This is a genomic window from Paenibacillus stellifer, assembly GCF_000758685.1.
Taxonomy (GTDB): Bacteria; Bacillota; Bacilli; order Paenibacillales; family Paenibacillaceae; genus Paenibacillus_AQ; species Paenibacillus_AQ stellifer.
This window is the reverse complement of record NZ_CP009286.1, coordinates 3,996,212-4,009,159: the sequence shown is the minus strand read 5'-3', so window position 1 is coordinate 4,009,159 and position 12,948 is coordinate 3,996,212. Positions and strand designations below refer to the sequence as shown.

Sequence of the window (12,948 nt, the reverse complement as noted above, 5' to 3'; positions counted from 1 at the left end):
TCACTCTACATTCGCGGATTTCACTCCTTGCCCGGTTCGGGCAAGGAGTTTTTTGATTTCCGGGTACATTGGGGACGGGCGCTGAAGTCCTGGAGGCTGGCTAAGCATGATAACCGAGAAGAACGTCATTATGGATGAAACGGCGATCCGCAGAGCGCTGTCGCGCATTGCTCACGAAATCCTGGAGAAGAACAAAGGGATCGAGGACTGTGTGCTGATCGGCATCCGCACCAGGGGCGTCTATCTGGCCCGGCGGATCGCGGACCGGATCAAGGAGATCGAAGGAGCCGATGTTCCCTGCGGCGAGCTCGACGTCACGCCTTATCGCGACGACCTTGAGAAGACCGGCAGCGGAGGAAGCGCCGATGGCCGCGAGGAGCCTGGCAGTCTGCTGATCCCTCCGGGAGTCTTCGGCACCAGGGACAAGAAGATTATCCTGTTCGACGACGTCCTCTACACAGGGCGGACAATCCGGGCTGCGATGGACGCTCTGATGGACTGCGGGCGGCCGCGGATGATCCAACTGGCGGTTCTGGCTGACCGTGGACACCGCGAAGTGCCGATTCGTCCGGATTATGTGGGCAAGAACGTACCGACCTCAAAGCATGAATCGATTGAAGTGGCGCTTAAGGAAGTTGACGGCATTGACGAAGTGCACATCATTTCGAACTGGGAGGCAAAATAACATGATGACAGCGACTACAGTGAAGGAGCGCAGTCTGCTGGGTCTGAAGGGCTTGGACCGGAGCGAGATAACGGCGATTTTGGACAGGGCATCCTACTGGGACAAGCAGACGGAGAAATTGAATCCGGTACTGGCCTCGAAATTTGTATCCAACATGTTCTTTGAGAACAGCACGAGAACCCGGTTCTCGTTCGAGATGGCAGAGAAGCGCCTGGGCGCCCAGGTATTGAACTTCGCGGCGGCCGCCTCAAGCGTCGAGAAGGGCGAATCGATCTACGACACAGTCCGCACCCTGGAATCGATGGGCATCGATGCCGGCGTCGTCCGCCTCAAACCGACCGGTGTGCTGCAGCAGCTCTCCGAGAAGGTATCCATTCCGCTGATCAATGCGGGGGACGGCAACAACGAGCATCCTACACAGGCGCTGCTGGACATGTTCACCATGATCAAAACCTTCGGCGAGATCAAGGGACTGACGGTCTCCATTATCGGAGACATTATGCATAGCCGTGTAGCGAGATCGAATCTGTGGGGGCTGACCGAGATGGGAGCCAAGGTTCAATTCTGCGCGCCCGATAACATGAAGGCGCCGGAGCTTGCGGAGCATGCGCCGTACGTCACGATGGACGAGGCGCTGAAAGCGGACGTCGTCATGATGCTTCGCGTGCAGTTGGAACGTCACGCGGGCGGTATGATCAAATCGGCTGAGGATTACCGGACGCATTTCGGACTGACGGAGGAACGGGCAGCGCGTCTCGGAAGCGGAACGGTGATTATGCACCCGGCTCCGGTTAACCGGAACGTGGAAATCGACGACGCAGTCGTCGAGAGCGCCAAATCGCTGATCTTCCCGCAGATGTCCAACGGCGTTCCGGTACGGATGGCGGTTATCGAGCGGGCGATCCGGTAGGGAAGTTCATAAGGGTTAATAATTATACACATAAATGAATTTTTATTATATAATAACGAAAGAGCCCGGATGAATCCGTCGCGGGCGACAAAGGAGAAGCATGAACGTGATTATCAAAAATGCCAGCGTGTTGAATGCAGAGGGCGGCCTTGAGCGCAAGGCTGTCGTGATCGAGAACGGGACCATCTCCTCCATTGTGGATGACAACGAAGCGGTACAGGGCGGCGAAGTGATTGACGCGGGCGGCAAGCTGCTCATCCCTGGACTGATCGATATGCACGTCCATCTTCGCGAGCCGGGCTTTGAGCATAAGGAGACGATCGAGACGGGCAGCCGCTCTGCGGCGAAGGGCGGCTACACGACGATCGCCTGCATGCCGAACACCAAACCGGTAACGGACTCTCCGGAAATCGTCACATTCATCAAAGACAAGGCACGCGAGGCCGGACTGGTCAAGGTTCTGCCTTATGCCGCGATTACGAAGGAACAAAAGGGCGGGGAGCTGACGGATTTCGCGGCGCTGAAAGCAGCCGGAGCAATCGGCTTTACCGATGACGGAGTAGGCGTACAGACTGCGCAGACGATGAAGGACGCCATGGCCCTTGCGGCCGGAATGAATATGCCGGTTATCGCGCACTGCGAGGACAACTCGCTGGTGGTTGGAGCGCCGGTCGCCGAAGGCAGCTTCGCCCGCAAGCACGGACTCAAGGGCATTCCGAATGAATCGGAAGCCATTCACGTCGGACGGGATATTTTGCTGGCCGAGGCGACGGGCGTGCATTACCATGTCTGCCATGTGAGCACCGAGCAATCGATCCGGCTGATCCGCCAGGCCAAGCAAATCGGCATCAAAGTAACCTCAGAGGTATGCCCGCATCATCTCCTGCTGTCGGAAGAGGACATTCCGGGTCTTGACGCCAACTGGAAAATGAACCCGCCGCTGCGCTCCCGCCGCGATGTGGAGGCGTGTATCGAGGCGCTTCTGGACGGAACGATCGATATGATCGTCACCGACCATGCGCCGCACAGTGCCGAGGAGAAAGCCAAGGGCATGCAGCTCGCTCCGTTCGGCATCGTCGGCTTCGAGACCGCCTTCCCGCTGATGTACACGAAATTCGTGGCAACAGGCCAAATGAGTCTGGCGCTGCTGGTGCAGCGGATGACGGCTGATCCGGCGCGGGTATTCGCCCTGAACGCCGGCGAGTTGAAGCCGGGTGCTCCTGCTGACTTGACACTGATCGATCTGGATGCGGAAAAGGAAGTCGATCCGGAGAGCTTCGCCAGCAAAGGGCGCAACACGCCGTTCACCGGCTGGAAGCTCAAGGGCTGGCCGGTTATGACCGTGAACGAAGGCCGGATCGTATGGAGTGAAGAGGCTGTAGCCGGTCTTAAGGATTAAGCCGGACTGAAGCATGGCTTAGGAGAATGCTCTGGGCACAACCCCGGGCGCCCCATTATGCGATAAATACATTCATGCTGCCTTATCCGGCACACTGGATGAAGGAATATCGAGGAAGAGCCTCAATTTGCTGAGCCAAGTTCGAGGGCTTCCATAATTACTGATGAAGAGGAGTGGGATGAAGAATGCAGGCTAGATTGCTGCTTCAGGACGGAACGCTTTTTACCGGCACCGCATTCGGCGCTGAGGGCGAGAAGACCGGCGAGGTCGTTTTTAATACAGGAATTACAGGCTACCAGGAGGTGCTGTCCGATCCTTCGTACTGCGGACAGATCGTGACGATGACCTATCCGCTGATCGGGAACTATGGGATTACGCGTGACGATTTCGAATCCGTGCGCCCATTCGTTCACGGCTTCGTTGTGCGCCGTCATGAGAGTGTGCCGAGCAACTGGCGTGCTGAATACAGCGTCGACGATCTGCTGAAAGAGTATGGCATTCCGGGCATCAGCGATATTGACACCCGGATGCTGACCCGGATCATCCGCCATTACGGCACGATGAAAGCGATCATCACCACTTCGAACAAGCCGGTTCAAGAGCTTATGGAAATGATGAACGATACGACGATTGCCGAGCTTCGCAACCAGGTGGCCCGCACTTCGACGGCGAGCGCCTACAGCAGCCCGGGCACGAAGGAAAAGATCGTGCTGGTCGACTACGGCGCCAAGACAGGAATTCTGCGCGAGCTCAATAACCGCGGCTGCGACGTGATCGTGGTTCCCCACAATGTAACGGCTGACGAAATCCGCCGGATCAATCCGGACGGCATTCTGCTGTCGAACGGTCCCGGGGACCCCAAAGATGTGCCTTACGCCGCCAAGACGATTGCCGAGCTGCTCGGCAACTATCCGATCTTCGGCATCTGCCTGGGCCATCAGCTGTTCGCCCTGGCTTGCGGCGCCGATACCGAGAAGCTGAAATTCGGACATCGCGGCGGCAACCATCCCGTGAAGGAGCTGGAAAGCGGACGCTGCTACATCACATCCCAGAACCATGGCTACACCGTTAATGAAGAGTCCGTTAAGAGCACTGAGCTTGAAATTACACATATCAACAACAACGACAAGACGATCGAAGGTCTGAAGCACAAGCGGTTCCCTGCCTTCTCGGTGCAGTATCATCCAGAAGCAGCGCCTGGACCGCATGACAGCGGCTATCTGTTCGACCGGTTCCTAGAAATGATTGCACAGCACAAAAAGAACACTCCAGCCGTGTCCCGTCAGGCGCAGCTTGCGGCGGATGCCCGGAACTCGGCCCCTACAACGAAACCGCAGCTTGAAGCCGTGAAAGGAGCCTATTAATCGAATGCCTAAGAACGATAAGCTTAAGAAAATTCTCGTGATCGGCTCTGGTCCGATCGTTATCGGCCAGGCGGCCGAATTCGACTACGCCGGAACTCAGGCCTGCCAGGCGCTGAAGGAAGAAGGCGTAGAGGTTATCCTGATTAACAGCAACCCTGCGACCATCATGACCGACACCAACATGGCGGACAAAGTCTACATCGAGCCGATCACGCTCGACTTTGTGACCGGCATCATCCGCCAGGAGCGTCCGGATGGACTGCTGCCGACCCTCGGGGGACAGACAGGCCTCAACATGGCCGTTGAGCTGGCGCGCGCCGGCGTGCTGGAGCAGGAGAATGTCAAGCTGCTGGGCACCCAGCTTCATTCCATCGAGAAGGCCGAGGACCGCGACCTGTTCCGCGAACTGATGCGTGAGCTGGAGCAGCCGGTGCCGGAGAGCACGATTGTGACGACGCTGGAAGAAGCGCTGGACTTCGCCGGAGAAATCGGCTACCCGGTTATTGTACGTCCGGCCTACACGCTGGGCGGAACAGGCGGCGGCATTTGTGCGGACGAAGACGAGCTGCGCGAGACGGTTAAAGCCGGTATTCGCTACAGCCCGATCGGCCAGTGTCTGATCGAGAAGAGCATCGCCGGCATGAAAGAAGTCGAATATGAAGTCATGCGTGATGCGAACGATAACTGCATCGTGGTCTGCAACATGGAGAACTTCGATCCGGTCGGTGTGCATACGGGCGATAGTATCGTCGTGGCTCCGAGCCAGACGCTGTCCGACCGCGAGTATCAGATGCTGCGCAGCGCTTCCCTGAAGATCATCCGCGCTCTGAACATCGAAGGCGGCTGCAATGTGCAGTTCGCGCTCGATCCGCAGAGTTACCAATACTATGTTATCGAAGTAAATCCCCGTGTCAGCCGCTCTTCGGCGCTGGCTTCCAAAGCGACCGGCTATCCGATCGCCAAGATGGCGGCCAAGATCGCGCTCGGTTACACGCTGGATGAAATCGTCAACCCGGTAACGGGTCAGACCTATGCCTGCTTTGAGCCAACGCTGGATTATATCGTCAGCAAAATTCCGCGCTGGCCGTTCGACAAGTTCATCTACGCCAACCGCAAGCTTGGCACACAGATGAAAGCGACCGGCGAGGTTATGGCGATCGGTCGCACATTCGAGGAATCGATCCACAAGGCGATCCGTTCGCTCGAAATCGGCGTTCACCGTTTCAAGCTGCCGGGCGCCGAGTTGCTGGAGGACGAGGTGCTGAAGACCCGTCTGGCGAAGCCGGACGACGAGCGTCTGTTCCTGATCGCCGAAGCGTTCCGCCGCGGCTACCAGCTGCAGGAAATTCAGGATATCACCCAGGTCGACTGGTGGTTCCTGGACAAAATCGAAGGCATTATCGCCTTCGAGGACCGCATCCGCGAAGAAGAAAGCCTGACGCCGGAGACGCTGTATCAGGCGAAGCGCCGCGGCTTCACAGACCGCGCGATCGCTGAACTGCGGGCGGAAGGCCAGCCGGGAGGCAGTCAGACGAAGGAAGCCGAAGTGCGTGAATTCCGCCTTGGCCAGGGGCTGAAGCCAGTCTACAAGATGGTAGACACCTGCGCAGCCGAATTTGAAGCTACGACGCCTTATTACTACTCGACCTACGAAACCGAGAACGAAGTGCTGGCTTCAGACAAGCAAAAGGTAATTGTACTCGGCTCCGGCCCGATCCGTATCGGCCAGGGCATCGAGTTCGACTACTCCACCGTACATGCGGTCTGGGCGATCCAGAAAGCGGGCTACGAAGCGGTTATCATCAACAATAACCCGGAGACCGTATCGACGGACTTCAACACTTCCGACCGCCTGTATTTCGAGCCGCTCTTCTTCGAGGATGTCATGAACGTCATCGAGCAGGAGAAGCCAATCGGCGTTATCGTTCAGTTCGGCGGACAGACAGCGATCAATCTCGCGGCTCCGCTCAGCGCAGCCGGTGTGAAGATTCTCGGCACAAGCCTGGAGAGCATCGACGAAGCGGAAGACCGCAAGCGGTTCGAAGCGCTGCTGTCCCGCCTTCATATCGCCCAGCCGAAAGGCAGCACGGTAACGACAGTGGACGAAGCGGTAGGCACAGCCCAGTCGCTCGGTTATCCGGTGCTGGTACGTCCTTCGTACGTGCTCGGCGGTCGGGCGATGGAGATCGTCTACTCCGACACTGAACTACTGAGCTACATGAAAGAAGCGGTCAAGGTTAATCCGGAGCATCCGGTTCTGATCGACCGCTACATGCTGGGCAAGGAAGTCGAAGTCGACGCAATCTGCGACGGCGAGACCGTAGTCATTCCGGGCATTATGGAGCATGTGGAACGCGCGGGCGTCCACTCGGGCGACTCCATCGCTGTATATCCTCCGCAGCATCTGGAGGTTGGACTTCAACGCAAGATTGTAGACATCACCGTGAAGATCGCGAAGGAGCTTAAGACGATCGGGCTTGTGAATATCCAGTTCGTCATCTACAAAGGCGAAGTGTATGTCATCGAAGTTAATCCGCGCTCCTCGCGCACCGTACCGTTCCTGAGCAAGGTAACGGGCATCCCGATGGCCCACCTGGCGACCCAGGTTATTCTTGGCGGCAAGCTGAAGGACGAGGGTTATTCGGAAGGACTGTGGCCGGAGAGCGACTACGTATCCGTCAAGGTGCCGGTATTCTCCTTCGCGAAGCTGCGCAGAGTAGAACCGACGCTCGGACCGGAAATGAAATCGACCGGCGAGGTTATGGGACGCGATAGACTGTATGCCAAGGCACTGTATAAGGGCCTCATCGGGGCGGGCATGAAGATCCCGACAACGGGCTCGATCATCGTTACTGTCGCCGACAAAGACAAGGAAGTTGCCGTAGATCTGATGAAGGGCTTCCACCGTCTGGGCTACAAAATCATCGCTACCGGCGGCACGGCGCTGGCGCTGGAGCAGGCTGGCCTGAACGTGATGAACGTCAACAAGATCGGCGAAGGCGAGCCGACGATCATCGATCTCATCCGCGGCGGCCAGGCGAACTTTGTCTTCAACACGCTGACCAAGGGCAAGACGCCGGAGCGTGACGGGTTCCGCATCCGCCGCGAGGCGGTAGAGAACGGCATCGTCTGCATGACATCGCTCGATACCGTAACGGCGCTGCTGCGCATGCTGGAGACGATCAACTTCTCCTCGCAATCGATGCCGGCTTTCGTTGGGCAATAAGCCGCTTGTAACGGAAACTTGATAATCATACACCGATCAACAGGGACGGTTTGCGGGCATCGCAGACCGTTCCGCTGTGCCCGGACCTTTTGCGGGTGCACGTAATGTTATCAGTAAAGGAGCATGGAGATGACCGGAGAGAAGGATACCGCTTCAAGCGCCCCGGCGCACGAACGGAGCAGTGCTAAGGACACGCAGTGGGAGGAGATGGCCGGCCGGCTGATGATTCCGCTGGATTACCCGGATGCGTCGCAGGCGCGGGAGATGATCGGGAAGCTGAGAGGCATTCCATGCTACATGAAGGTTGGCATGCAGCTGTTCTATGCGGCTGGACCGGATTTCGTACGCGAACTGAAGGATAACGGCTATTCCGTCTTCCTGGATGTGAAAATGCATGATATTCCGAACACCGTCAAGGGCGGAGCGCAGAGTGTGACGGCGCTCGGCGTCGACATGTTCAATGTCCATGCAGCCGGTGGCTCAGCCATGATGAAGGCGGCTCTGGAGGGCGTTGAGCTCGCCATCGCGCAGAACCCGGCGCTGAAGCGGCCGCTGGTCATCGCCGTGACCCAACTGACGAGCACCAGCCAGTCCGTGATGAACGGCGAGATCGGCATCCCGGGCGAAGTGCCGGATACCGTAGTGCGCTACGCGCAGCTGGCCGCTGCAGCGGGGCTGGACGGCGTGGTGGCTTCGCCGCAGGAGGCTGCGGCCATATCTGCCGCGTGCGGCAGCGGCTTCCGCACCGTTACACCGGGCATTCGCCCTTCCGGCTCGTCGCTTGATGACCAGAGCCGGGTTATGACGCCGGGACAGGCCATCCGGCAAGGCAGCCATTTTCTCGTCATTGGCCGGCCGATTACCGCTGCACCTGATCCGCGCCAAGCCGCGGAGAACATTATTAAGGAGATGATCCAAGCATGAGCCCATTATTGAACCGAAGCGAACAAATTGCATCCTATCTGCTGAAAATTGAAGCGGTGGCGCTGCGTCCGCAGCAGCCTTTTACCTGGACATCCGGCATCAAGTCTCCCATTTACTGCGATAACCGCCTTACGCTCTCCTACCCTGAAATCCGGAGCTACATCGCCGACGCATTCGCAGAGCTGATCGCCACGCAATATCCCGGCACCGAGGTGATCGCCGGAACGGCGACAGCGGGCATACCGCATGCCGCCTGGGTGGCGGATAAGCTGAACCTGCCGATGGCCTATATCCGCGATAAAGCAAAGGGACATGGCAAGCAGAACCAGATCGAAGGCATCATCTCTCCGGGACAGAAAGTTGTCGTGATCGAGGATCTGATTTCGACAGGCGGCAGTTCGCTGAAGGCTGCGGAAGCCGTCAAGGAAGCCGGAGCCGATCCGGTCGCTGTTCTCGCCATCTTCAGCTACCAGTTGGACCGGGCGGAGAAGGCGTTCCAGGAAGCAGGCATTCCGCTGCAGAGCTTGTCCGACTATGGTACCCTGATCGACGTTGCGCTGGGCCAGGGAAAAATCGCCTCCACCGACGTGGAACTGCTCCAGTCGTGGAGAAAAGATCCGTCTTCGTTCGGCGTCTAAACCATTACATCATTCCAGTCTATCCTGCTTCAAAGCAACAGCCCATCGCCTCTCGGCGTGGGCTGTTGGTGCTGTGTATTGCGCTTTTGCATAAAGACGTGATTCAGGGGCATCCTATACCTGCAGCAGTCGAGACCTTTCATAAAGGAGACATCCTGATGAACTGGATTTACTTCGCCAAGCTCTTCCGGACCCGGTTTCAGGCCGGATGCCTGGCCAAACGGCTGGAGCAGGATGGCTGGATTTACGGCTACCATGATCCCAGCTATGTAGAGATCTACCGCTCCCGCAAAGGTAAGTACGGAGTTCGATTTCTTCCATAATCCATTTAACACTTGACTAATGGCCCTGCTATCCTGTATATTAATTATTGTCGCTGTTTGAATGTTGATCACTGACGCGGGGTGGAGCAGCCCGGTAGCTCGTCGGGCTCATAACCCGAAGGCCGCAGGTTCAAATCCTGCCCCCGCAATAATGCTTCACATAGGCAGTACCCGTCATCATTCATACGGAGACATTAATCAGGGCCCTTAGCTCAGTTGGTTAGAGCGGTCGGCTCATAACCGATTGGTCACAGGTTCGAGTCCTGTAGGGCCCACTACCCTGAAACCCTTGGCTTGCCAAGGGTTTTTTGCTTGTCTTTGTTTATGTTAGTAGGTTGTTGGGTTATGTTAGTGAGTTGTTTCAAATTCATCGATGACAAGGGAAACCGCTTGATCAAGCAGTTCTGAAGATTATGTCCGCTGGGAGCAAAATGCGCAATACGGACAAGTTCTGTTAATTTTTCTCTGGGGACAGGCGTTTTTTTATAGGAGCGAACGGAGCGTCTTGAACGAAGAAAGTTTTCCGCCTCCTCCGGATTTAGTTTTGGATATGTTTTTGAGCTGATTTGATTGGATAAAGGTGTTCTCATATTATCAATGGCTTCCCTTGGACATATCGCTACACAATGGCCGCAGGCAATGCAGTCTTCAGCAGCAACTTCTTCAGGGCCATTTTCTTTAAGTTCTAATACATAAACAGGGCACTCCTTTACGCATAAGCCGCATTTCAGACATTCCTTTACTTGATGAATTGGGGATTCCGGCTGACACCTGTGATTCTGGAGATCTAGCTTATAAATCCGTCCCTGATTTAGAGACATATTCATTCTTGAACCAACATCCAGAGTAAAGGTAATGAAGATAATAATGATGAGACTTGACCAGCCTATGCCTAAGATAATAAAAGAGATGAACATGATAGCCAGAGCAAGCAGGTTCCATGAGCTCACCTTGCTGCTGTCAGCAAGTTTCCCTGCAAATCCGGCCGCTATTGCACCTGCTACACCTAAGAAACCAAAGATTCCAGCTACGGCACTGCCATAATGATAGGGACTGCTTTCTAAAAGGACAAAGAGACCCAAAAAATATTGAATGCACAAATGCGGCAGCACCAAAAACGATGGTTTCTCTTAGTACTTTCTCCTTTTTCAATAATGGAGGCAGGGACAACAGAATATTTTTATATGAATTTTCCTTTGATATTTGATCCTGCGGAAGAGTATAAAATAAGTAAACAGCCAGGGCTAACACAACGATTGCCGCCAATTCATGGACTGCTCTCCATCCCAGTAATTGGCCGACAACTCCTCCTAATACCCGGCCTAACAACACGCCAAGAAATACTCCGGTTAATAAGTGACTGACGATGCTCCCTCGTTTGGCTGACGAAATATTTGACGAAACAAACGGGATGATCAGCTGTGCCGTAACACTGGAAAGGCCCATGAAGAATCCTGCAATTACCATTAAATTAAATGTAGAGACTAAAGTCATTAGATATAATAGTACAGCTGAACCAATCATACTTAAAATAATTAACGGTTTTCTGCTAAATCGATCTCCTAATGGAACAATAAACAACAACCCCAATGTATAGCCGATCTGTATAGAGGTTGCAAGCTTGCCGGATGAGGAAGCAGCTATAGAAAAATAATTGGAGATATCAGTCAATAAAACTTGATCGTAGTACAAATTGGCTACCATTATGGCACAAATAATGGACAACATTACTAATAATTTATTTGTGAAATTCCGGGATCTCAGATCACTGGTCATGTTCACATCTTCCTCTCTGTGAGTTATGAAGATAGTGTATAATGGTGAAATCATTTTAAATAGAAGCCAGGTTATCATATGATTAATAATGCCTATGTTCAGCAGAACCGAAATGGGAGAGGTCGTCATGATATCGAAAAGCAAGGAGCTTGGGTTTTTTTTAAAAAAGAAAAGATCCACACTGAGACCCGAACAATTCGGACTCAAATGCGATAAAAAAAGAAGAGTGGTAGGGCTGAAGAGAGAAGAAGTTGCGGATTTGGCCGGTGTCAGCATTGACTGGTATGTGCGCATCGAACAGGGACAGAATGTGAATCCATCCATAGACGTGCTGCTCTCTTTGAGTCGGGTTTTTCAATTGAATAACGAAGAATAAAGATATTTATTTAATTTGTCAGATAAAAAACCGCCTGTGGAAGACGCCGCTTCCGTTACGATTTCGGACACCTTGCAGAAATTCCTGGATAGTCAAAATCCTTCTTTATTCAATAAATGGTGGAATAACCAAGGCATTATGGGAACGCCAGAGGGTCAAAAACTGTTGCATCACCCTTTAGCAGGAAACTTATATCTTAGTTATATTTCATTTCGATCAACAGAAATTGAGGGAGCAAATATCACCATTCAAATGCCCATAGATGAGGGTACAAGGCATAAATTAAAACAGCTTTAATAGAAACTTGATTGGCTTCATGCCATCAAGTTTTTTTCTGCGAGGGGATGTATTGTGGAGAACGCGCTCTGGGATATATTTCTTCACTAAAAAACGGCTTTAATGGAGAAAGTATTTCTCATAGAGCCAGAACGGAATCGGAAAGGAACAGGGTCAAATGAGAAAAACATTTCGAACGATGATATTGATCATCACTTTTCTTTTGCTGTTCGATCAGGATACGGTATGGGGAAATGGCGTGATGCCCGCAAGCCGTGATCTGTATGAGAAGAATGGAACCGTGCTATGGGAAGTACATACCAATCAAAAGGTTATTGCTTTAACCTTTGATGATGGGCCTGACCCGGTGGAGACGGAACAAATACTAAAGATAATGAAGCAATATCATGCCAGATGTACTTTTTTCGCTATCGGAGAACGTCTCCATGCCTATCCCGAGGTTGCCCGGAAAGTTGTAGAAGAAGGGCATGAGCTGGCTAATCATACGTATCATCATGTGTATTTCAAACGGCCGGTTAACGGGAATCTCGTCGTTAAGGAGCTGGAGCGGACGGAGGAAGAAATTCTAGCCATTACTGGCAAACGGAGCGAATTGTTTCGGCCGCCGGGAGGCTTTTATGATGAAGACTTGGTGAACATCTCGACCCGGCTGGGGCAGAAGCTTATCCTCTGGTCATGGCATCAAGATACCAAAGATTGGAGCCGTCCCGGAGTAAATAAGATTGCGGATAAGGTCATACGAAACGCCAGAAACGGAGATATTGTTTTATTTCATGATCATGTATATGGCCATTCCCAGACTGTTCAGGCCTTGAAGATTATTATGCCCAGGCTGCAGAAACAGGGATTTCGCTGTGTGACGGTCTCTGAGCTCATGAAACTCTCCAATCAACGAAAGGAAAGCACAGAAGATTCTCCCGGGATTCCGCAGGATAATCTCATTTTTCCGAAGCTAACACCTGGGTCATAACGCTCTGGTTGCACTCCGGATTACATCATGCGGAACCTTTCTAACATATGGGCATATGCT

13 protein-coding genes and 2 tRNA genes are annotated in these 12,948 nt (G+C 53.7%); 13 read left to right on the top strand and 2 right to left on the bottom strand.

What is annotated here, in order from left to right; genetic code table 11:
* The first annotated feature begins 106 nt into the window (after window positions 1-106).
* The 10 genes from pyrR to PSTEL_RS18530 all read left to right on the top strand — a co-directional run bounded on the left by pyrR (window position 107) and on the right by PSTEL_RS18530 (window position 9,744).
* On the top strand, window positions 107-685 hold the full coding sequence (gene pyrR, locus PSTEL_RS18570) for a bifunctional pyr operon transcriptional regulator/uracil phosphoribosyltransferase PyrR (protein ID WP_038697592.1): 579 nt from the start codon (window positions 107-109) through the stop codon (window positions 683-685).
* A 1-nt stretch (window position 686) separates the two neighbouring features.
* On the top strand, window positions 687-1,595 hold the full coding sequence (locus PSTEL_RS18565) for an aspartate carbamoyltransferase catalytic subunit (RefSeq protein ID WP_038697590.1): 909 nt from the start codon (window positions 687-689) through the stop codon (window positions 1,593-1,595).
* Window positions 1,596-1,695: 100 nt separating this feature from the next.
* The gene (locus PSTEL_RS18560) at window positions 1,696-2,994 is read left to right on the top strand and encodes a dihydroorotase (protein ID WP_038697588.1); all 1,299 of its coding nucleotides are present in this window, start codon (window positions 1,696-1,698) and stop codon (window positions 2,992-2,994) included.
* Window positions 2,995-3,179: 185 nt separating this feature from the next.
* Complete coding sequence (gene carA, locus PSTEL_RS18555; RefSeq protein WP_052098678.1) at window positions 3,180-4,358, top strand: glutamine-hydrolyzing carbamoyl-phosphate synthase small subunit; 1,179 nt, start codon at window positions 3,180-3,182, stop codon at window positions 4,356-4,358.
* A 4-nt stretch (window positions 4,359-4,362) separates the two neighbouring features.
* The gene (carB, locus tag PSTEL_RS18550; protein WP_038697586.1) at window positions 4,363-7,584 is read left to right on the top strand and encodes a carbamoyl-phosphate synthase large subunit; all 3,222 of its coding nucleotides are present in this window, start codon (window positions 4,363-4,365) and stop codon (window positions 7,582-7,584) included.
* A 207-nt stretch (window positions 7,585-7,791) separates the two neighbouring features.
* Window positions 7,792-8,508, top strand: coding sequence for an orotidine-5'-phosphate decarboxylase (pyrF, locus tag PSTEL_RS18545; RefSeq protein ID WP_038701260.1), 717 nt, complete (start codon window positions 7,792-7,794; stop codon window positions 8,506-8,508).
* Entirely contained in the window at window positions 8,505-9,146 is a 642-nt protein-coding gene (gene pyrE / locus PSTEL_RS18540) for an orotate phosphoribosyltransferase (RefSeq protein ID WP_038697584.1), read from the top strand. Before pyrF ends, pyrE begins: the two co-directional genes overlap by 4 nt.
* A gap of 158 nt (window positions 9,147-9,304) precedes the next feature.
* Complete coding sequence (locus PSTEL_RS28030) at window positions 9,305-9,469, top strand: hypothetical protein (protein ID WP_169744605.1); 165 nt, start codon at window positions 9,305-9,307, stop codon at window positions 9,467-9,469.
* Between the two features lie 75 nt (window positions 9,470-9,544).
* Window positions 9,545-9,618: transfer RNA gene (locus PSTEL_RS18535), tRNA-Met, on the top strand.
* Between the two features lie 52 nt (window positions 9,619-9,670).
* A tRNA-Ile gene (locus tag PSTEL_RS18530) sits at window positions 9,671-9,744 on the top strand.
* Here PSTEL_RS18530 and PSTEL_RS28200 read toward each other — a convergent pair.
* Both PSTEL_RS28200 and PSTEL_RS18520 read right to left on the bottom strand, forming a co-directional pair.
* Window positions 9,745-10,386 (bottom strand): nitroreductase family protein, encoded by a 642-nt coding sequence (locus PSTEL_RS28200; protein WP_218917557.1) that lies wholly within the window; start codon window positions 10,384-10,386, stop codon window positions 9,745-9,747.
* Between the two features lie 43 nt (window positions 10,387-10,429).
* Window positions 10,430-11,245, bottom strand: coding sequence for an MFS transporter (locus PSTEL_RS18520; protein ID WP_169744512.1), 816 nt, complete (start codon window positions 11,243-11,245; stop codon window positions 10,430-10,432).
* 127 nt (window positions 11,246-11,372) lie between these two features.
* Here PSTEL_RS18520 and PSTEL_RS28195 point away from each other — a divergent pair, with 127 nt between their 5' ends.
* The 3 genes from PSTEL_RS28195 (at window position 11,373) to PSTEL_RS18510 (ending at window position 12,888) form a co-directional block, all read left to right on the top strand.
* Window positions 11,373-11,621, top strand: coding sequence for a helix-turn-helix domain-containing protein (locus PSTEL_RS28195; RefSeq protein ID WP_218917556.1), 249 nt, complete (start codon window positions 11,373-11,375; stop codon window positions 11,619-11,621).
* A gap of 15 nt (window positions 11,622-11,636) precedes the next feature.
* Entirely contained in the window at window positions 11,637-11,918 is a 282-nt protein-coding gene (locus PSTEL_RS28190; protein ID WP_218917555.1) for a hypothetical protein, read from the top strand.
* A gap of 157 nt (window positions 11,919-12,075) precedes the next feature.
* Window positions 12,076-12,888 (top strand): polysaccharide deacetylase family protein, encoded by an 813-nt coding sequence (locus tag PSTEL_RS18510; protein ID WP_084065177.1) that lies wholly within the window; start codon window positions 12,076-12,078, stop codon window positions 12,886-12,888.
* Window positions 12,889-12,948: the final 60 nt, after the last annotated feature.